The organism is Amycolatopsis sp. N2S4-7, from assembly GCF_058119595.1.
In genome coordinates this window covers 461,439-480,836 of sequence record NZ_CP172299.1, presented here as the reverse complement: position 1 = coordinate 480,836, position 19,398 = coordinate 461,439, and the positions used below count along the sequence as shown (strand labels likewise).

Genomic DNA, 19,398 nt, shown 5'->3' with positions numbered 1-19,398 from the left:
TCATCCCTTCAGGACGGCGACACCTCGCGGGGCGAGCCGGACCTCGCGCACCGGCCGCGACGGGTCGGTCAGCAGGTCCGGCGCGGTGTGCGGCAGGTCGACGGTGACCGGCTCGGTGCCGTGGTTGAGCAGGATCAGGTAAGCGCTCTCCTCGCCGTGCCGGACGACGGCCTGGACGCCGGGCGGAGCCTCCAAGACCGGCGTTACCCCGGCTTCGGCGGTGATGCGGCGGAACAGCACCGCCAGGTCGGGCCGCGTGCCCAGGTACCAGGCGACGCCGTCGCCGAAGGCGTGCCGGGTGATCGCGGGCCGCCCGGCCAGGTCACCACTCGCGAACGAGGCGACGGCCTCGGCGCCTTCCGGTTCGATCCATTCGGACCAGACCGACCCGGAATCCGTGGTGCCATCGGCGAAATCCAGGGAGGCCGGCGCGGCCAGGGGCCAGAACTCGTCCACTCGCAGGCCGAGGACGTCCCGCAGCGGTGCCGGGTGCCCGCCGAGGTACGCGCGGTCGCAGCCGTCGACGATGCCGGAGAAGTACGAGACCACGAGGTGCCCGCCGCCCGCGACGTACGCGCGCAGGTTGTCGGCGGAAGCCCGGTCCAGCAGGTACAGGTTCGGGACGACGACGAGCTTGTAGCGCGTGAGATCCCGCCGGGGGTGGACGACGTCGCAGGTGAGGTTGGCGTCGAACAGCGGCGCGTAGTGCGCGAGCTGCGTCTCCAGGTACTCCAGCTGAGCCGGGTGCGAGTCGAGTTCGAGGCCCCACCAGCTCGGCCAGTCGTGCAGCAGGGCGACGTCGGCCCGCACGCGCGTCCCCGCCAGCTCCGGTACTTTCGCGAGCTCCTGGCCGAGCGCGGCGGACTCGTGGAACGTCCGGGTGTCGCGGCCGCCGTGCGGCACCATCGCCGAGTGGAACTTCTCGGCGCCGCCGCTGGTCTGGCGCCACTGGAAGAACAGCACGGCGTCGGCACCCTGCGCGATGGCCTGCCAGCTGCCGAGCCGCATCGCGCCCGGCGGCTTGGGACTGTTCCGCGGCCGCCAGTTCACCGCGCTCGGCGCCTGCTCCAGGAGCAGCCACGGCCGATCCTTGGCGGACCGGACCAGGTCGTAGGCGAACGCGGCTTCGACGTGGGCCCGCGGATCGTCCGGATCCGGGTAGGAATCCAGGCTGACGACGTCCTCGTGCGGCGTCCAGGTGTGCCAGTCGAGGGCCTTCTGCACCCGTCCGACGAAGTTGGTCGTGACCGGGACGCCCGGGGTGATCCGCCGCAGCACGCGTTGCTCGGTCAGGAAGCAGCCGAGCGCGGCGTCGGAGGAGAACCGGTGGAAGTCGAGCTGCTGGGCGGGATTCGGAAACGTCGGCGCGACGCGCGGCGGCAGGATCTCCTCCCACGCGGAGTAGCGCTGGGCCCAGAACGTCGTCGTCCAGGCCGCGTTGAGCTCGTCGATCGAGCCGTAGCGCTCCCGCAGCCAGCGACGGAAGTCCGAGGCCGACCCGTCGCAGTAGCAGGCCCGGACGTGGCAGCCGTACTCGTTGCCGACGTGCCACATCGCCAGCGCGGGATGCCCGGCGTAGCGCGTCGCCAGCTCCGAGACCAGCCGTCCGGCATGGGCACGGTAGACCGGGCTCGACGGGCAGAACTGCTGCCGCGCCCCGGGCGAAAGCCGGACGCCGTCGGCGCGCACGGGCAGGATCTCCGGGTGCGCGTGGGACAGCCACGGCGGCGGGGACGCGGTCATCGTCGCCAGGCAGACCTGGATCCCGGCGCCGGCCAAGCCGTCCATGACGTCGTCGAACCAGCCGAAGTCGTATTCCCCGGGCCGGGGTTCGACCCCGGCCCACGAGTAGATCCCCGCGGTGACCATCGTGACGCCCGCTTCGGCCATCAGCTCCAGGTCTTCCCGGCGGACCTCTTCCGGCCAGTGCTCGGGGTTGTAGTCGGCGCCGTAGCGGATCATCAGAGCAGGCCCGCTTCGGCGAGCTTCTCCTTGATCCGCAGCAGTTCTTCGGCGTCCAGCGGGAGCTGCGGCGGCGCCATGACAGCGTTGTCGATGAACCCGCGCATCTTCATCGCGGCCTTGAAGGCGCCGAGCCCGGCCGAGCCGCGGCCCATCCGGCTTGGCGGCGCGACGGACGTGATCGAAAACAGCTTCATCAGCCGTTCCTGCTCGCGGCGCGCCGCGGCGAGGTTGCCGGACTTGAAGTGGTCGTGGATGAGCACGTACCCGACCGGGTCGACGTTGCCGAGGCCCGGGACCGCCCCGTCGGCGCCCATCGCCAGGGCCGCGTCCACGACGAGTTCGGAGCCGGTGAACACGGCGAACGAGTCGAGGCCGCGGTCGCGCTTGCCGAGCAGCACGGCGCGGAACGCCGCTTCGTCGCCGCTGGAGTCCTTCAACCCGGCGATGACCCCGTCGGCGGCGAGGTCGAGCACCATTCCGCCGTCGAGCTTCGTGTGCACCGCGACCGGGATGTCGTAGGCGACGATCGGCAGCGACGTGCGCTCGTGCAGCAGGCGGAAGTGCCGATCGATCTCGGCGACGTGGGTCCGCGTGTAGTACGGCGCGGTGACGACGGCGGCGTCGGCCCCGGCGGCTTCGGCGGCCGCGATGTGCTCGGCGACCCGCAACGTCGTCATGTCGATACAGCCCACGAGCACCGGGACGCGGCCGGCGACCTGGTCGACCGCCGTTTCGACGACGACGCGGCGCTGGGCGTCCGGCAGGAAGGCGACCTCGCTGGAGGAGCCGAGGACGAAGACGCCGTGCACCCCGGCGTCGAGCTGGACCTCGAGGTGGCGCCGCAGGGAGACGGTGTCCACGCTGAAGTCGTCGTTGAACGGCGTGCACAGCGGCGGGACGATTCCGGCGAACTTCGGCATCAGGCGGTCACTCCGGTCGGGATCTCTGGGTGGATGCAGCGGTAGGTGTGCCCGGGCGGCCCGTCGGCGGCGGCGAGCGGCGGCAGCTCGGCCGCACAGGCGCCGGTCGCGTTGGGGCAGCGGGTGCGGAACGGGCAGCCGCTCGGCGGGTTCGTCGCCGAGGGCACCGGGCCGGTCAGGACGATCGGCTCGACCGGGTGCAGCAGGCTGGGTGTCGCCGAGAAGAGGGCCCGGGTGTACGGGTGCCGGGCGGCTTCCGGGAGTTCGGGAGCCGGGGCCTCTTCGACGACGCGGCCGAGGTACATCGTGACGATGCGGTCGCTCATCTTCTTCACGGTCTGGATGTCGTGGGAGACGAACACCATCGCCAGGTCCAGCTGTTCGCGCAGGTCGAGCAGGAGGTTGAGGATCTGGGCGCGGACCGAGACGTCGAGGGCGGACGTCGGCTCGTCGGCGACGAGCAGCGCCGGCCCCAGTGCCAGGGCGCGCGCGATGGCGACGCGCTGGCGCTGGCCGCCGGAGAGCTGGCCGGGTACCGCGTCGGCGGCGCTGGCGGGCAGGCCGACCAGCGCCATCAGCTCGCGGACGCGGTCGTCCCGCTCGGCCGGCGTGCCCACCCGGTGCACGTCCAGGGGGTCGCGGATGATCTTGGCGACGGCGAGCCGCCGGTTCAGCGCGGTCGACGGGTCCTGGAAGACCATGCCGACCTCCCGCCCGGAAACGAGCGGTTCCCCGCGGAAGCGCACGGCTCCCGCGGTCGGCCGCTGCAGGCCGACGATCACCTTGGCCAGGGTCGACTTGCCGCAGCCGGACTCGCCGACGACGCCGATCGTCTCGCCCGGGTTCACCACGAGGTGGGCGTCGGTCAGGGCGTGGACGTGCTGGTGGCCGAACAGCCCGCGGCCGCGGATCTTGTGGACGACGTGGACGCCGTCGACCTCGAGGAGGTTCACGCCGTCGCCTCCTTTTCGCGGGCGATGTCGACCGCCGGGAAGTGGCAGGCGACGAGGTGGTCGACCGGCTCGCCGAAGCGGACCGGGGTCTGTTCGTGGCACTTGGCGCGGGCCGCCGGGCAGCGGTCGGCGAACCGGCAGCCCGCCGGGAACTCGGCCGGCGCCGGGACGACGCCCTTGATCTGGGTGAGGCGGGCCTCGCTGGCCTCCAGCGACAGCACCGCGCTGAGCAGGCCGCGCGTGTAGTGGTGCCGCGGCGAGCCGACGACCTCGGCGGTGGCGCCCAGCTCGGCGACCTGGCCCCCGTACATGACGACGACGCGGTCGGCGATCTCCGACACCAGCGCGAGGTCGTGCGAGACGAGCACGAGCGCGAACCCGAGTTCCTCCTGCAACCGCAGCAGCAGCGCCATGATCTGGGCCTGGACCGTGACGTCGAGCGCGGTCGTGGGCTCGTCGGCGACGATCAGCTTGGGATCCCGCGAGAGCGCCATCGCGATCAGCACGCGCTGGCGCTGCCCGCCGGACAGCTCGTGCGGGTAGGCCCGCAGCGTCCGGTCCGGGTCGAGGTTGACCAGTTCGAGCAGCTCCCCCGGGGTGCGGGTGCCGCCGCGGCGGGTGAACTGCTTGAGCTGGGCCCGGATGGTCATGGCCGGGTTGAGCGAGCTGAGCGCGTCCTGGTAGATCATCGCGATGTCGTGGCCGAGGTGACGGCGGCGTTCGCCCGGCCGCAGGTTCAGCAGGTCGCGCTGGGCGAACCGGATCCGGCCCGACACCCTCGCACCCGCCGGCTGCAGGCCGAGGATCGACAGCGCGGTGAGCGTCTTGCCGCAGCCGGACTCGCCGATCAGGCCGAGGACTTCGCCGGCGCGCACGCTGAACGACACGCCGTCGACGACGTCGACGCCTTCGTGGCGGCCGGGGAACGAGATCCGGAGCCGGTCGACCTCGAGCACCGTCTCGCGGTGGTCGAGGGACCGCGCGGTCCGGCTCAGCCGCTCCCCCGCCTCCCGCAGGCCGGTGATCGGCAGGACGGGCGCGGTGTCGGCGTCCTCCCGCTTGGCGACGGCTTTCGCGACTTCGGCCGCCTTGACGGCGCGCGCCGAGGGCGCGGCCCAGGCGTCCGAGATCCGCTCGGACAGGATGTTCAGGGCGAGCACCGTGACCAGGATCAGCAGGCCGGGGAACAGCGTGGCCCACCAGCCGCCGGTCAGCACCAGGTCCTTGCCGTCGGCGAGCACCGAGCCCCACGACGGGTCCGGCGGCTGGATGCCGGCGCCGATGAACGACAGCGACGCCTCGAACACGATCGCGTCGGCCACCGTGACCGTGCAGTACACCAGCACCGGCGCGGCGCAGTTGATCGCGACGTGCCGGGTCAGCACGAAGAACCGGCGGGCCCCGATGACGCGTTCGGCGGCGACGTAGTCCTCGCCGTACTGGGCCAGCACGTTCGCCCGGATCACCCGGGCCACCGGCGGCGTGTTGAGGAACCCGATGGCCAGGATCAGCACGAGGATCCCGTGCCCGAACACGGCGACGAGCACCGCCGCCAGCGCGATGCCCGGGAACGCCATGACGACATCCAGCACGCGCATGACCACGGCGTCCACCCGGCGGTGCGAGGTCGCGGCGAAGGCCCCGATCACCGCCCCCGCCACGAGCGCGAGCGCCACCGCCCCCAGGCCGATGGCGAGCGACCAGCGCGTGCCGGCGACGAGCCGGGAGAAGATGTCCCGGCCCGAGGTGTCCGTGCCGAACCAGTGCGAGCCACCGGGCCCGCCGGTGTCGGTGCTGAGCGCGTCCGGGTTGTGGGTCGCCACGAGCGTGCCGAGCACGGCGACCAGCACGAGGACGCCGAGGATCGCGAGAGCGGGCCAGGACCCGCGCAGCCGCCTCACGCGTGGCTCCGCAGGCGCGGGTTGGCGATCAGGTAGAGGACGTCGACGATCAGGTTGACCAGGACGAACCCGATCGCGATCGTGATGACGAAGCCCTGCACCTTGGCGGTGTCGCCGTCCTTGACGGCCTGGATCATGTTCTGCCCCATCCCCGGCAGCGCGAACATCGTCTCGATCACGACCGCGCCGCCGAGCAGGTAGCCGACCCGCAGGCCGAGCACGGTCAGCGGGGTGACGAGCGCGTTGCGCAGCACGTTGCGCCCGACCACGACCACCGGCGGCAGGCCGCCGCCGCGCGCGGTCCGGACGTAGTCCTTGTCCAGTTCCTCGACCATCGAAGTCCGGATCACCCGGGTCAGCTGGGCGGCCACCGGCAGCGCCAGGGAGACCGCGGGCAGCGTCAGCGAGTTGAGCCAGCCGCCGAAGGAGTCCGCCGGGCTGACGTAGCCGCTGGTCGGGAACAGGCCCTGGTCCACGGCCAGCCACTGCACCAGCAGCAGCGCCACCCAGAACGCGGGCGCCGCCACCCCGGCGAGGGTGACCACCCGGATCACCTTGTCCGGCCAGCGGTCGCGGAACAGCGCCGACGTCACGCCGAGCACGAGCGACGTCACCAGCGCGATGACCAGCCCGAGCAGGGTCAGCTGCACGGTCAGCGGCAGCGCGGTCGCGATGATCTCGCCGACCGGCTGCTTGGTGATCACGCTGGTGCCGAAGTCCCCCTGGACCAGGTGCCAGACGAAGTGGACGTACTGCAGCGGCAACGGGTCGAGCAGCCCGTTCTCCAGCCGGAACTGCTGGAGCTGCTCGGCGGTCGCGTTCGCGCCGTCGAACGCGGCGAGCGCCGGGTCGGTGGGCGCGAAGCGCATCACGATGAACACGAACAGGACCACGCCGAGCAGCAGCGGGATCAGGGCGAGGATGCGGCTCAGCAGCATCCGCACGACGACGGCCACGGGGGTTCTCCTCGCTCAGACGGGCTTGGCCTGGTTCAGGTAGATGCCGGGGTAGCCCTGGGCGCGCACGCCGGTGATCGCCTTCGGGTCCCACGCCGTGCCGAGCTGCGTGAACACCACCGGGTAGATCACGGCCTGCTCGGAGATCCGGTCGAGCAGCTGCTTGTTGAGCGCGGTCCGCTTGGCCTCGTCCGGCTCCGCGGCGGCCTGGTCCTGCAGGGCGAGCAGCGCCTGGGCGTCCGGGCCGGTCCAGCGGGCGTACCTGGTGGTGAGGATCGACTTGGCGTCGTAGTAGTAGCGGATGAGCAGGTCCGGGTCGTTGCCGAACTGCATCGGGTTGTTGGTCGTCGCGACGACCTGGAAGTCGGTGCCGGCGTCGAGCTTGGAGAACAGCGCCTTGGTGTCCTGGGAGTCCAAAGTGGTCTGGACGCCGATCGCGTCCCAGCCCTCCTTGATGACCTTGACGCAGTCGGCGACCAGGGAGGTGTTCGTCGTGGACAGCGTCACCTTCAGCCCGCTCACGCCGGCCTCCTGCAGCAGCTGCTTCGCCTTCTCGGGGTTGTAGGCGAAGTCCTGCGACGCGGGCTGCGAAGACGGGAGCTTCGGGTTGATGAACGACGTCCCCGGCGTACCGGCGCCCTTCAGCCCGATCTCGACCATCTTCTTCTTGTCGATCGCGTAGTGCAGCGCCTGCCGGACGAGGTTCTTGTCGAAGGGCGCGTGCTGGGTGTTGAAGAGCAGGAAGAGGTTGTTGCCGCCGTCGGCGAACTCGACGGTCCGGCCGGCCTTGCGCAGCTGCTCGGCGTTGGCGGCCGGGATGTTCTCGGCGATCTGCGCGTCCGGCTTCGCCCCGGAGATGGCCGCGACGCGCGGGGCGGCGTCCACGATGGACTTCCACAGCATCTTGTCGTAGGCGGCCGGGCGCGGGCCGTTGTAGGCGGCGAACTTCTCGAAGCTGGTGTGGCTCAGCGGCGCCTGCTCGACAACCTTGTACGGGCCGGAGCCGACGACCTTGCCGCCCTTGGCGTCGTCCCACTTGCCGTCGTAGACGTGCTTCGGGACGATCTTGCAGCACTGGATCCGCTGCAGCGCGTACGGGAAGGGGAACTCGAGGACGAACTCGACCGAGCGGTCGCCGGTCTTGCGCACTTCCTTCAGCCAGGTGGCGAAGAAGCTGTGGATGAGCACGTTTTCCTTGTCGTCGAGCGCTCTCGCGTAGGTGAAGACGACGTCGTCGGCCGTCACCGGCTGCCCGTCGTGCCACTGGGCGCCGTCGCGGAGCTCGAAGGTGAAGCTGGTTCCGCCGACGTCGGCCGGCAGGGCCTTCGCCAGGCCCGGGAACGGCGCGCGGGTGATCGGGTCACCCTCCACGAGGGACTCGTAGCAGTGCAGGATCGCGGCCATCGAGAACGCGGAGGCGGTCTGCAGCGGGTCCCACGTCTGGTTGTTGCCGTACCCGATGACGGCGGTCAGCGAGCCGGCGGAGCTGCCGGTCTTGTTGGTCGACGCCGGGCCGCCGCACGCGGCGAGCACGGTCGGGAACGCCAAGGCCGCCCCGGCGAAGGTGGTGTAGCGCAGCAACTGGCGGCGGCTGAGCGACGGGCTCTGGGACATCGCTGTCTCCTGGGGGCCTCGAACGGTAGGACGTGGGACGTCCTATGACCGGCGTGAGCCTAGGATGCGTTCGCGTGCCGGTCAAGAGGCCTGGACGTATGACGTAGGATGTCCTCTCACGACGCATCCGGGGAGGACAGCAGTGGCCCGTCCGCAGCGCAGCGAAGAGATCACCAAGCGCATCATCGACCTGATCGTCGAACGGGAGCTCCCGCCGGGCGCCCCCATGCCCACCGAGCTGAGCCTGATGGAGGACATCGGCGTCAGCCGCAACTCGATCCGCGAAGCGATCAAGGCCCTGCAGGCCCTCGGCATCGTCGAGATCCGGCACGGTTACGGCACCTTCGTCGGCTCCGCGGGCTCGGAGTCGCTGCAGACGTGGCTGCTGTTCCGCACCCGCGCGCGGGGCGCGACCGACGTCGGACGGCTGCGCGACCTCCTGGAGGTGCGCGAGATGCTCGAAACCGAGCTCACCCGCCGCGTCGCCGCCGACCACCGGCCCGGGCTCGTCGAGGAGCTGCAAGCCTGCGTCACGCGGATGAAGCGCAAGGGCCCGGACGCCGCGGAGGCCGACCGCGAATTCCACGACCTCATCTGCGCCGAGGCGGGCTTCGACCTCGCCCGCGAGCTCACCGGGCTGTTCTGGGACGTCTACCGGATCGCCGAGAGCGAGCTCGGCGGACCGGCGTCGTCCCCGACGGCGACGGCGAAACGGCACCAGGCCATCGTCGACGCGCTGCTGCTGCGGGACGCCGACGCCGCGGCCGAAGCCGTGCACCGGCACTTCGACGAGGTCCGCAAGCGCGCGAAAGCCGGTCCGTACGGCGGTTTCGGCGTGGCGAGGCCGGTGCCCGCGGCCCACTCGTCCTGACTCTGGGTGGTTGACCCGTTCGAGGTAACTTCCGGAAGTTCGAGAACCGGCCTCAACGGCCGGGGCGTCTGGCTCGTCGTCAGTGGTGATCAACCACCACAGGGAGGCGCCAGTGCGAAGAAGACTTTCGGTGTTCGCGATCCTGCTCGCCGGTTCGGCGGGGCTGACCGGGCTCGCCCCGCCGTCCGCGGTGGCCGCGACGACGACGGCGGCCACCGCCACCCTGCCCACGGGTGAGCGGCTCACCGTCCGGACCACCGCGGACGGCCGGTCCCTGTACGACATCCGGCCGGTCGCGGAGAAGGGCATGGCGCGGGCGCTGGTGCACCTGCGGCTGGGCGAACGCGACTACGAGGTCCCCGGCACCGCGCTCCCCTACCTGGGGCGCGGGCTGGACCTGAGCCTGTTCGACGTCAAGGCACTCCTGGCCGGGGCCACGGCCCCGGTCGATCCGGCGGCGTTCGGCGCCGCCCTGGCGAAGCAGTTCAAGGAAGACAACGCGAAGGGCCGCTTCGGGGGTCAGGGCCTCTTCGCCGGGGGCAGGACCTTCGCGCTCCCGGGGGCGCCGGCGCGGCGGGCGGCCCAGCCCCGCTCGGTGATGCGCACGGTGTCGGTCGACGCCACCGACATCGGCGGCAAGCCCGCCGACACCGGCGTCGCGTTCCTGTACAACACCGACGACGGGAACATCCTCGACCCGAACGAAAACCTCGGCTACTTCTCGGGCGGCACGGCGAAGTTCAGCGCGCCGGACGGGAACTACAGCGCGCTCGGCCTCTTCTGGACCGCCGACGCCGACGGCAACCCGACCGAGGTGCGGTTCAGCGCGCAGCCCGAGTTCACGGTCAAGGCGGACACGACCGTCCGCGTCGACGCGAAACGGGCGTCCAGCAAGGTGACCTGGGTGACCCCGCGGCCGGCGCTGCTGGACGACACCGGGTTCCTGTTCCGCCGGGCCGCCAGGACCGGGCCCGCCCTGCTCGTCGACTTCGACGCCGGTCCGGGCGTGCCGATCTCGGTGTCGCCGACGGCCGTCCCGGTGCGCACCGGGGCGCTGCAGACGTACCCGTACAGCAGGCTCGTGTCCCCGCCCGGACCGGGCACGCCGTACGAATACGTCCTGCAGAAGGCCAGTGCCGGCACGATTCCGCAGCAGCGGTACGTGATCACGGCGAAGGACGTCGCCGCGGTGGACGCCACCTACTACAGCGAGTTCTCCTCGCTCGGGTTGCGGCAGCGCAGCGGGATGTTCGCCTTCGAGGACGTCAGCGGCCACGTGTCGCACCCGATCCAGCTGCCGCGGAAGCAGACCGAATACGTCTCGGCGGCGCCGGACCTGCGCTGGTTCGGCGGGTTCTCGAAGTACGTGCTGCCCGGGCCGTTCGCCGGCTGGGCCGGCGGCCAGTACGAGGCCTTCCACGCCTACCAGGGCGGCTCGTCGGTCACCGAGGAGTGGAACAAGTTCCCGCTGCACCCGGCGGGCGGCGTGGCCCTGCTGCCGCTGAACGACGGCAGCGCGCCGGAGCAGCCGGCCGCCACGCGCGCGGGTGACCTGCTGCGGTTGTCGGTCACGCCGTTCAGCGACAACCAGCCCGGGCACACCGGCTTCGGCTTCTACGGCGAATCCCGCGACACCGTCACCGGGCACTACACGCTGACGCAGGACGGCGCCACGATCGCCGAGGGCAGCCCGGCCGGGACCACCGAACTCACGCTGGAGCAGCCGGTGGCGCCGGCATCGTCGACGCTGGGGCTGACGGTCGACGCCGGGCGCACCGGGCCGATGTACCGCCAGAGCACCGCGACCCACACCGAGTGGACGTGGAAGTCCCGGCACGTCGAGGGCGCGGAGCTCCCGCCGGCGCTGGTCTGCGTGCGCGAAAAGGGCGGAGTCGACCGGTCGTGCGCCGTCGAGCCGATGCTGACCCTGGGGTACGCCGTCGGCGGGCTGCGGCCGGACGGTTCGGCGCTCACCGGCTCGCAGAGCCTCGACCTGACGGTGGGGCACCTGCAGCAGAGCGCTGCTTCGCCGGTGGCGGCCGCGACCGTGCAGTACTCGACCGACGGCACGACGTGGCAGGACGCGACGGTGACCCCGCGCGGCGACGGCGTCTTCCACGCCGACTTCGTCGCGGCCACGGACTCGTTCCGCGGTGCGGACGTCTCACTGCGCGTCACGGCTTCCGACGCGGCCGGGGCGACCGTGGCCGAATCGATCACCGCCGCCTACCACGTCCACCAGTCCTGAGGGGAACGTCCACTGTGAACAGATCGATCATCGGCGTGCTGAGCGCCGCGGTGGTCGCCGTGGGTGTCCTCACCCCGGCCGCGTCCGCCGCACCGGCACCGCGGGCGGCCTGCCCCGACCCGGGTCCGGGCCTGCTGCGCTGCCTCACCACGTACACCCCGGGCCGGGCGCACACCCTGGCGGACGGCCCGGTCGGCTGGGGTGCCGACGACCTGGCGTCGGCCTACCGGCTGCCCGCCGAAGCGGGGCCGGACACGGTCGTCGGCATCTCGATCGCCTACGACGCGCCGAGCCTGGAGGCCGACCTCGCGACGTACCGGGCGCAGTACGGCCTGCCGCCGTGCACCACGGCGAACGGCTGCTTCCGCAAGGTGAACCAGCAGGGCGCCGCGGCTCCCCTGCCCGCCGCGAACTTCGGCTGGGCCCTGGAGTCCACTTTGGACGTGTCGATGGTGTCGGCGGCGTGCCCGTCGTGCCGGATCCTCGTCGTGGAGGGCAACACGCCCGGGTTCGCCGACCTCGCCGAGACGGAGGACACCGCGGTGCGCCTGGGTGCGAAGGTGGTGTCGAACAGCTACGGCGCACGGGAAGGCGGCGCGCCGCTGGCGTACGCGAACCACTACCGGCACCCGGGCGTGACGGTGGTGGCGTCCTCGGGCGACAGCGGCTTCACCGCGGCGAGCTACCCCGCGGTGCTGGCGTCGACGGTCGCCGTCGGCGGGACGTCGCTGGCCCGCGACCCGGATTCGCCGCGTGGCTGGGCGGAGTCGGCGTGGGTGTACGGCGGCAGCGGCTGCTCGGCCTACATCGCGAAACCGAAGTGGCAGCAGGACACCCACTGCGGCAAGCGGACGGTCGCGGACGTCGCGGCGATCGCCGACGGCGTGGCCGTCCACAGCACCGACGCCGGCGGCTGGCTCCCGGTGAGCGGCACCAGCGCCTCGGCGCCGTTCGTGGCCGGGCTGTACGGCCGGTCGGGCCGCGCGGGCGTCGCCCAGCCGGCCGACCTGTACGCGCACGCGGCCCAGTTCGTGGACATCACCACCGGCCACAACGACCCGTCCGGCGCGGGCAAGAAGTGCGGCGGCGACTACCTGTGCGTGGCGGGTCCGGGCTACGACGCCCCCACGGGGGTGGGCGTGCCGAACGGCCTCGCGGGCTTCTGACGCAGCCGGCTCTCACGCCCTGGAGGACTCGTTCCGGTCGTCCGGTGACCGGAACGAGTCCTCCACGGTCGCTCGGCCATCGCCCGGCCGGCACAGCCCGCGCTCGTAGGCCAGCAGACCCGCTTCGGTCCGGTGCGCGCAGCCCAGCTTCCGCACCACCTGGGTCACGAGACCGCGCACCACCGGCTCGGCGATCCCCAGCCGCGCCGCGATCTCCGCGTTCGTCCGGGCCTCGCCGATCAATGCCAGCACCTCCCGCTCCCGGATCGAGAGCCGGTCCACCCGGGCCAGCCGCTCGTCGCGGGGGCCGGAGAGCCTCGTGGCCGCCGACACCAGCCGTCGCGAAGCGTCCGGGGAGAGCACCACGTGGCCGTCCGCCGCGAGGCGGACCACCTTGAGCAGCTCGTTGCGGCGGGCCGAGCGCAGCAGGAAGCCCGCGGCGCCGTCGTGCAACGCGCGCAGGATCCCCGCGTCCGAATCGAACGCGGCCAGCACCACCACCGCGGGGCGCCGGGGAAGCGGCTCGCGCACGATCAGGCGCAGGTCCAGCAGCACCACGTCGGGCAGCCGGCGGCGGAGGGTCGTCCGGGCCGAGTGCGCGTCGCCCACCGAGCCGACCACCTCGATGCCGTCCGCCTCGCCCAGGATCGTGCCCAGGCGGGCCCGCAGGGCCGGATCGCGGTCGGCCACCAGGACCCGGACCGGCGGGGCGGGCAGCACCGGTCAGTCCCGGGGCCGGAGGCGGATCAGCGGCAGGTCCTTCTTCGACGCGCCGACCAGGTCCCGCCCGCCCGGGCCGCGCAGCCGCAGCTCACGGAACCGCACCGAAGACAGCTGGGCGGCTTCGATCGGGTAGACGTCGCCGTAGCGCTTGATCTTGTCCACCAGCTCCGTGCCGAGCAGCTCGACCAGGCCGGCGTGCCGGGTCGAGCCGCCGCCCAGCGGGACGTCCAGTTGCTTGCGCACCTCGGGGAACCGCTGGTCCAGCTCGACGGCCAGCTGGTGGATGGTGACGTAAGCCGGGCCGAACTCCGAGACGTCCGGCCCCGGCGGGATTTCCTTCAGCACCTTGACGAGCTTGTCGTCCATCCCCAGCCTGTCCCACAGGGTCACGGTTTTCCTCCAGTCACGGCCGCCGCAGGTCTACCAGAGGACCGGCACGCGGTCCACTCCCCCGGTGACACGGTTCGTCCGGACCTCCAGTTCATCCACCGGCACGGCCAGGCGCAACCCCGGGAACCGGCCGAACAGCGAGCCGAACACCACGCGCAGCTCGGTGCGGGCGAGGCTCGCGCCGATGCAGAACCAGCCGCCGTAGGCGAAGGCCACGTGCGAGTTCGGCTTGCGGTCGGGGTCGAACTCCGCGGCGGCGGGGAACACCGACGCATCCCGGTTGGCCGCCGCGAGCGACAGGACGACCGCGTCGCCGCGGGCGATCCGCACGCCACCGAGCTCGACGTCGTCGTGGGCGTACCGCAGGACGCCGAGCCCGCCCGGCGCGGACAGCCGCAGGATCTCTTCGACCACGCCGTGCACCCGGCCCTCGGGGTCGGCGGCCAGCGCGTCGCGCCGGGCGAGGTCGGTGAGCAGGTACAGCACCCCCAGGTCGATGCGGTTGGACGTCGTTTCGTGGCCGGCGAACAGCAGGCCGGCGGCGAGCCGCGCGAGGTCGTCGTCGCCGAAGGCCGGGTCCTCGGCCTGCGCGCGCACCAGGTCCGAGACGACGTCCTGCCCGGGCGAGCGTCTCTTGGCCGCCGCGAGGCGCCCCATGTACCCGGCGAACTCGTCGAGCGCCGCTTCCGCGCCGGCGCCGATGTCCATCCGGCCCATCCGGTCCGAGAGCACCCGGAACGTGTCGCGGTCTTCGTACGGGACGCCGAGCAGTTCGCAGATCACCAGGACGGGCAGCGGGAACGACAGGTGCTCGTGCAGGTCGACGGGCTCGTTCCCCCGCCGGGCACGCTCCATGGCGTCGAAACAGCCGTCGGCCAGCTCCTGGACGTGGCCCGCGAGCCGCCGGATCCGGTTGGCGGAGAACGCGGGCACGAGCATCCGCCGCATTCGCGCGTGTTCGGCGTGCTCGGTTTCGTGGTCGCCCTGCGGGCGGCTGAGGATCGCCGCGTCCGACAGCGCCGACGCCTCCTCCGGCGCCGGGTGCGAGCGGCCGAAGCGCGGGTCGGTGAACACCGCGCGGACCTGCTCGAACCCGGTGACCAGCCAGGCGGGGTCGCCGGTCGGGGTGGTCACCGCCACGACCGGCCCCTGGCGGCGCAGCACCTCGAAGAGCGGGGCGATCTCCAGGACGTTCGGCCGGTCGAACGGCAGGCGCGGGGTGTCCGTGGTCGCGGTCATCGGGTTCTCCTCCCGGGAGCGCGGCCGGTCGGCGCGGACGCGGGCGGCCCGGTCACCGGCCGCTCCCCCGGTCCCCCCGCGTTCCACGGTACCCAGAAACCCCGGCGAGGGCGGGCAACGCGGGATTCCCCGCCCTTTCGGGCCAGCGCCCCCGGAACTGTCGGCCCCTTCCGCGAGGTCCTGGTCTCAAAGCCAGAGGAGCTTTGAGGACAGGCCCTAGCGTGGATACCGGGGCCGGAGGCCCGGACTACAGCAGTTTCCCGGCCTGGGTCAGCGTGTCGCGCAGGATCTGCTCCATCTCGTCGAACTGCGCCTGGCCGCAGATCAGCGGCGGCGACAGCTGCACGACCGGCTCGGCGCGGTCGTCGGCGCGGCAGTACAGCCCGGCCTCGAACAACGCGTCCGACAGGAACCCGCGCAGCACCCGCTCGGATTCGGCGGCGCTGAAAGTCTCCTTGGTCGCCTTGTCCTTCACCAGCTCGATGCCGTAGAAGAACCCCGCACCGCGCACGTCCCCGACGATCGGCAGGTCGGTCAGCTTGTCCAAAGTGGACCGGAACGCGGCCTCGTTGCGCAGCACGTGCTCGTACAGCCCCTCCCGCGCGATCAGGTCGAGGTTCGCCAGCGCGACCGCGCACGACACCGGGTGCCCGCCGTAGGTCGACCCGTGCATGAACGTCGTTTCGCCCCGGGTGAACGGTTCCATCAACCGCTCCGAAGCCAGCACCGCGCCCAGCGGCGCGTACCCGGACGTCAGGCCCTTCGCCGTCGTGATGATGTCCGGCTGGTAGCCGTAGCGCTTGGCGGCGAAGTCGTACCCGACGCGGCCGAACGCGCAGATCACCTCGTCCGACACCAGCAGCACGTCGTGCTTGTCGCAGATCTCGCGCACCCGCGCGAAGTAGCCCGGCGGTGGCACGAAGCAGCCGCCGGTGTTCTGCACGGGCTCGAGGAACACCGCGGCGACGGTGTCGGCGCCTTCGAACTCGATGGCCTGCTCGATCCGGTCGGCGGCCCAGCGCCCGTAGGCCTCGTAGTCGTCGGCGTGCTCGGGCGCGCGGTAGAAGTTCGTGTTCGGCACGCGCAGGGTGCTCGGCACGAGCGGCTCGAAGTCGGCCTTCGCGGCGGGGATGCCGGTGATCGACAGCGCGCCCTGTGACGTCCCGTGGTACGCGAGCGCGCGGCTGATCACCTTGTGCTTGGTGGGTTTCCCGACGAGCTTGAAGTACTGCTTGGCGAGCTTCCACGCCGTCTCGACCGACTCGCCGCCGCTCACCGTGAAGAACACGCGGTTCAGGTCGCCGGGCGAGGCGTCGGCCAGCCGCGAAGCCAGCTCGATCGCCGCCGGGTGCGCGTGGCCCCACAGCGGGAAGTACGCGAGCTGCTTCGTCTGCCGCGCGGCGGCCTCGGCGAGCTCCTCGCGGCCGTGGCCGACCTGGACCGCGAACAGGCCGGCGAGCCCGTCCAGGTAGCGCTTCCCGCGGGCGTCCCAGATGTAGGGCCCTTCGCCGCGCACGATCACCGGGACGTCGGTCTCGTCGAAGGCGGAGTGGCGGGTGAAGTGCATCCAGAGGTTGCTGCGAGCGGCCCGCGCGAGGCCGGCGGCGTCGGCGGGAGCGAGGTCGGCGGTAGTGGTCATGACTCGGTTATCGCATGCCTCAACCGGTCGAAGCAAGCGATTCAGTCGTCCGGACGAACAACGGCAACTAATTCATGGTCAACAATCGGCCAAGTGCTTCGGATTTAGTCGTCACCCTCAGCGAGTACCCCACTGGTAGGTCTGTTTCCGCAGCTTGAGGTAGACCATCGCCTCCGCGTGCCGGACGCCGGGCAGCGCGCGGATCCGCGTCGAAATCAGGTCGAGCAGCGCCTCGTCGTCCGCGCAGACCGCCTCGCAGAGCAGGTCGTAGCGTCCGGCGCAGAGGATCACGTACGCGATTTCGTCCATTTCGGCCAGCGCGTCGCCGACCGGCTCCAGCGGGCCCTCGACGGTGATCGCGATCATCGCCTGCCGGAACAGCCCGACCTGCAAGGGATCCGAGACGGCGACGATCTGGATGACGCCGGAGTCCGACAGCCGCTGCACCCGCTGCCGGACCGCCGCCTCCGACAGGCCGACCGCCTTGCCGATCGTGGCGTACGCGCGCCGCCCGTCCTCCTGCAGCTGCGCGATGATCTGCCGCGAGATGTCGTCGAGCGCCGGCGGGGCGGGCCGGCTGGGGGTGTCCTGGCTGCTCACGCCCCGGATCATCCCCGACCCGGGCGACACAGGGCAAACCCGGCGACGCCGTCGCGGTCGGTCACTAAATACGAAGGTGAACTCGCGCCTGCACGACGGATTTAGTCGTCTTGACGGCGTTGACAACCCCAAATCGGTGCTGTTCCATCCGTCGCACCTTGCCCCCGGCCGGAGGGAACGCCCCATGCCCCGCACTCCCGCCCCGCCCGACGTCGCCGCGGCCGCCGAGCCCGGAACGGCCCGCACGCTCACCCGGTCCACCGGGGTCGGCGGCGGCACCCTGCTCACGCTCAGCTGCGTGACGCCGGCGTCGTCGCTGTTCGTCCTCGTCCCCCCGCTGTTCGCCGACCTCGGCACCGGCACCGCCCTCGCCATCGCCCTCGCCGTCCTGCTCTGCGTCGGGATCGCCTTCTGCTACTCGGAACTCGGCACGCTGGTGCCGAGCGCCGGCGGCGAATACGCGATGGTCACGACGGTGGCGAACCGGTTCGCCGGCTGGCTGACGTTCATGCTGTCGTTCGTCGTCATCCTCGTCGTGCCGCCGATCATCGCGATCGGCGTCGCCGACTACGTCGCCGCGGTCGCCGACGTCGACCCGTCCGTCGCCGGGGCGCTCGTGATGCTGGCGGCCACCGTGATGGGCCTGCTGAACCTGCGGTCCAACGCCTGGATCACCGGGATCTTCCTGGTCATCGAGCTCATCGCGATCTTCGCCGTCTCCCTGCTCGGGTTCACGCACACCACGCAGAGCCCGGCGGTGCTGCTGAAACCGAGCCTCGGCACGAGCGGGATCGGGCTGATCGCCGTCGTGGCCGGGCTCGCGGTCGCGTTGTTCGTCGTGCAGGGCTTCAGCACGGCCGTCTACCTCGCCGAGGAGATGCGCGAGCCGCGCCGGACCGTCGCGCGCACGGTGTTCTGGACGCTCGGGATCAGCGCCGTGGTCATCCTGGTGCCGGTTGTCGCGATCACCCTCGCCGTGCCGGACGCCGCCGCGCTCGCCGGGATCGACCTGACCGCGCTGGTCACCGGCTGGAGCACCACGGGCGTCGGCGCGGCGATCAGCCTCTGCATCGCCGCGGCCATCGTCAACGCCGTGATCGTCATGGTCGTCCAGAACTCGCGGGTGCTCTACGCGTCGGCCCGCGACCAGGCCTGGCCGTCGCCGGTGAACCGCGCGATGAGCGTGGTCGGCGCGCGGTTCGGCTCGCCGTGGGTCGCGACCCTGGTGACCGGGCTGTCCGAAGCCGTCCTCTGCTTCGTGCCGGTGGACACGCTCAGCGGCGTCACCGGGGTCGCCGTCGTCGCGCTCTACCTCAGCGTCGCGGCCGCCGCGCTCGGCGCGCGCCGGGCGGCGCACCGGAAACCGCACGTGTGGCGGATGCCGGCCTGGCCGCTCGTGCCGGTGCTGGCGGTCGCGGCGCTGGCCTACGTGCTGGTCGAGCAGAGCGCGCTCGACCTCGGCATCACCGCCGGGGTCCTGGTGGTGTCGGCGCTGTACTGGTGGGGGTACCTGCGCCGCCGTCCCGGGCGGTGGGTCGTGACGGTCCCGCAGGAGTAGCTCAGCCCTTCGGGCCACCCCTCAGCTGCCGCACCCCGACGACGATCACCGCGAGCAGGCCGGCGACCGCGACGAGGATCCAGATCCAGCCCGGGATGCTCGAGGTGTCCACGGACGGGGGCGCCGGGGAGCTGGGCGCGGTCGTCGCCTGCGCCCGGACCGCGGAGGCCGTCGCCGCGGTGAGGGTGAAGTGCACGGCGCCGTCGAGGGCGTCGCCGTCGTCCGCGACCGCCTTCCAGGTCAGGGTGTAGGCCTGGGCGGGTCCGGCCGGGGTCACGGGGACGGTCACGACCGAGCCGGCCACCGTCGCGGCGCCGGTCGGCCAGGCGGTGCCGTCGGCGCCGGTGATCGTGACGGGGTCCCGCGGCAGCGAGACCGGGGCGCCGAAGGTCAGCTGGACCTGCGTCGGCGCTGTCGCGAGCGACGCGCCTTCGGCGGGTGAGCTGGCCTCGAGCCCGGTGTGGGCCGAAGCGGGTCCGGCGAGCACGACGAGCCCGGCGAGAGCGGCCAGCACGGCTCCGAACGCACGAAGCGGGATCATCCGGACATCCTGCCCTATCCGCCTGTGCAGTCTTCGTGTCCACCCGTGCAGCCGCGCGGGTCTCCCTTCTCTTCGCGCCGCGCATTGGCCAGGATGGACGCCTGGGTGGCGAGG

General features: G+C 72.1%; 16 protein-coding genes. 4 read left to right on the top strand and 12 right to left on the bottom strand.

Features of this window, described 5'->3' with window-relative positions:
- From ACH54P_RS02265 to ACH54P_RS02240, 6 genes are read right to left on the bottom strand one after another with little or no spacing between them, the layout of a single operon-like run.
- Positions 1-1,962, bottom strand: a complete 1,962-nt coding sequence (locus ACH54P_RS02265; RefSeq protein ID WP_489910625.1) for a beta-galactosidase — start codon at positions 1,960-1,962, stop codon at positions 1-3.
- Positions 1,962-2,885 (bottom strand): dihydrodipicolinate synthase family protein, encoded by a 924-nt coding sequence (locus ACH54P_RS02260; protein WP_489910624.1) that lies wholly within the window; start codon positions 2,883-2,885, stop codon positions 1,962-1,964. Before ACH54P_RS02260 ends, ACH54P_RS02265 begins: the two co-directional genes overlap by 1 nt.
- Positions 2,885-3,838, bottom strand: coding sequence for an oligopeptide/dipeptide ABC transporter ATP-binding protein (locus ACH54P_RS02255; protein ID WP_489910623.1), 954 nt, complete (start codon positions 3,836-3,838; stop codon positions 2,885-2,887). Before ACH54P_RS02255 ends, ACH54P_RS02260 begins: the two co-directional genes overlap by 1 nt.
- Entirely contained in the window at positions 3,835-5,739 is a 1,905-nt protein-coding gene (locus ACH54P_RS02250) for a dipeptide/oligopeptide/nickel ABC transporter permease/ATP-binding protein (RefSeq protein ID WP_489910622.1), read from the bottom strand. The genes ACH54P_RS02255 and ACH54P_RS02250 overlap by 4 nt, the downstream gene beginning before the upstream one ends.
- Positions 5,736-6,695 carry an ABC transporter permease gene (locus ACH54P_RS02245; RefSeq protein ID WP_489910621.1) on the bottom strand — a complete coding sequence of 320 codons (960 nt, stop codon included), beginning with the start codon at positions 6,693-6,695 and terminating at the stop codon, positions 5,736-5,738. Before ACH54P_RS02245 ends, ACH54P_RS02250 begins: the two co-directional genes overlap by 4 nt.
- Positions 6,696-6,710: 15 nt before the next feature.
- Entirely contained in the window at positions 6,711-8,309 is a 1,599-nt protein-coding gene (locus tag ACH54P_RS02240; protein ID WP_489910620.1) for an ABC transporter substrate-binding protein, read from the bottom strand.
- Positions 8,310-8,451: 142 nt separating this feature from the next.
- Here ACH54P_RS02240 and ACH54P_RS02235 point away from each other — a divergent pair, with 142 nt between their 5' ends.
- The 3 genes from ACH54P_RS02235 to ACH54P_RS02225 all read left to right on the top strand — a co-directional run bounded on the left by ACH54P_RS02235 (position 8,452) and on the right by ACH54P_RS02225 (position 12,594).
- A complete protein-coding gene (locus tag ACH54P_RS02235) occupies positions 8,452-9,180 on the top strand; it encodes a FadR/GntR family transcriptional regulator (protein WP_489910619.1) in 729 nt (242 codons plus the stop codon).
- Positions 9,181-9,292: 112 nt separating this feature from the next.
- On the top strand, positions 9,293-11,428 hold the full coding sequence (locus tag ACH54P_RS02230) for a hypothetical protein (RefSeq protein WP_489910618.1): 2,136 nt from the start codon (positions 9,293-9,295) through the stop codon (positions 11,426-11,428).
- A 14-nt stretch (positions 11,429-11,442) separates the two neighbouring features.
- Positions 11,443-12,594 (top strand): S53 family peptidase, encoded by a 1,152-nt coding sequence (locus ACH54P_RS02225; protein ID WP_489910617.1) that lies wholly within the window; start codon positions 11,443-11,445, stop codon positions 12,592-12,594.
- 12 nt (positions 12,595-12,606) lie between these two features.
- On the opposite strand, the gene ACH54P_RS02220 is transcribed toward ACH54P_RS02225, so the two are convergent.
- From ACH54P_RS02220 to ACH54P_RS02200, 5 genes are all read right to left on the bottom strand, one after another.
- Complete coding sequence (locus ACH54P_RS02220; RefSeq protein ID WP_489910616.1) at positions 12,607-13,314, bottom strand: LuxR C-terminal-related transcriptional regulator; 708 nt, start codon at positions 13,312-13,314, stop codon at positions 12,607-12,609.
- Positions 13,315-13,317: 3 nt separating this feature from the next.
- The gene (locus tag ACH54P_RS02215) at positions 13,318-13,707 is read right to left on the bottom strand and encodes a hypothetical protein (protein ID WP_489910615.1); all 390 of its coding nucleotides are present in this window, start codon (positions 13,705-13,707) and stop codon (positions 13,318-13,320) included.
- A 30-nt stretch (positions 13,708-13,737) separates the two neighbouring features.
- Positions 13,738-14,946: a cytochrome P450 gene (locus tag ACH54P_RS02210; RefSeq protein ID WP_489910614.1), complete on the bottom strand. Its 1,209-nt coding sequence runs from the start codon at positions 14,944-14,946 to the stop codon at positions 13,738-13,740.
- Positions 14,947-15,193: 247 nt separating this feature from the next.
- Positions 15,194-16,585 carry an aspartate aminotransferase family protein gene (locus ACH54P_RS02205; RefSeq protein WP_489910613.1) on the bottom strand — a complete coding sequence of 464 codons (1,392 nt, stop codon included), beginning with the start codon at positions 16,583-16,585 and terminating at the stop codon, positions 15,194-15,196.
- Positions 16,586-16,702: 117 nt separating this feature from the next.
- On the bottom strand, positions 16,703-17,197 hold the full coding sequence (locus ACH54P_RS02200) for an Lrp/AsnC family transcriptional regulator (RefSeq protein WP_489910612.1): 495 nt from the start codon (positions 17,195-17,197) through the stop codon (positions 16,703-16,705).
- A 172-nt stretch (positions 17,198-17,369) separates the two neighbouring features.
- Here ACH54P_RS02200 and ACH54P_RS02195 point away from each other — a divergent pair, with 172 nt between their 5' ends.
- Complete coding sequence (locus ACH54P_RS02195; protein WP_489910611.1) at positions 17,370-18,743, top strand: APC family permease; 1,374 nt, start codon at positions 17,370-17,372, stop codon at positions 18,741-18,743.
- Between the two features lies 1 nt (position 18,744).
- Here ACH54P_RS02195 and ACH54P_RS02190 read toward each other — a convergent pair whose 3' ends face one another.
- Positions 18,745-19,284 carry a copper resistance CopC family protein gene (locus ACH54P_RS02190; RefSeq protein WP_489910610.1) on the bottom strand — a complete coding sequence of 180 codons (540 nt, stop codon included), beginning with the start codon at positions 19,282-19,284 and terminating at the stop codon, positions 18,745-18,747.
- Positions 19,285-19,398 lie beyond the last annotated feature (114 nt).

Excerpts from the sequence above, each read along its gene's own strand:
- ACH54P_RS02195 (WP_489910611.1), top strand. The coding sequence starts at position 17,370 with ATGCCCCGCACTCCCGCCCCGCCCGACGTCGCCGCGGCCGCCGAGCCC.
- ACH54P_RS02265 (WP_489910625.1), bottom strand. The coding sequence starts at position 1,962 with ATGATCCGCTACGGCGCCGACTACAACCCCGAGCACTGGCCGGAAGAG.
- ACH54P_RS02200 (WP_489910612.1), bottom strand. The coding sequence starts at position 17,197 with ATGATCCGGGGCGTGAGCAGCCAGGACACCCCCAGCCGGCCCGCCCCG.
- ACH54P_RS02190 (WP_489910610.1), bottom strand. The coding sequence starts at position 19,284 with ATGATCCCGCTTCGTGCGTTCGGAGCCGTGCTGGCCGCTCTCGCCGGG.
- ACH54P_RS02205 (WP_489910613.1), bottom strand. The coding sequence starts at position 16,585 with ATGACCACTACCGCCGACCTCGCTCCCGCCGACGCCGCCGGCCTCGCG.
- ACH54P_RS02210 (WP_489910614.1), bottom strand. The coding sequence starts at position 14,946 with ATGACCGCGACCACGGACACCCCGCGCCTGCCGTTCGACCGGCCGAAC.
- ACH54P_RS02260 (WP_489910624.1), bottom strand. The coding sequence starts at position 2,885 with ATGCCGAAGTTCGCCGGAATCGTCCCGCCGCTGTGCACGCCGTTCAAC.
- ACH54P_RS02240 (WP_489910620.1), bottom strand. The coding sequence starts at position 8,309 with ATGTCCCAGAGCCCGTCGCTCAGCCGCCGCCAGTTGCTGCGCTACACC.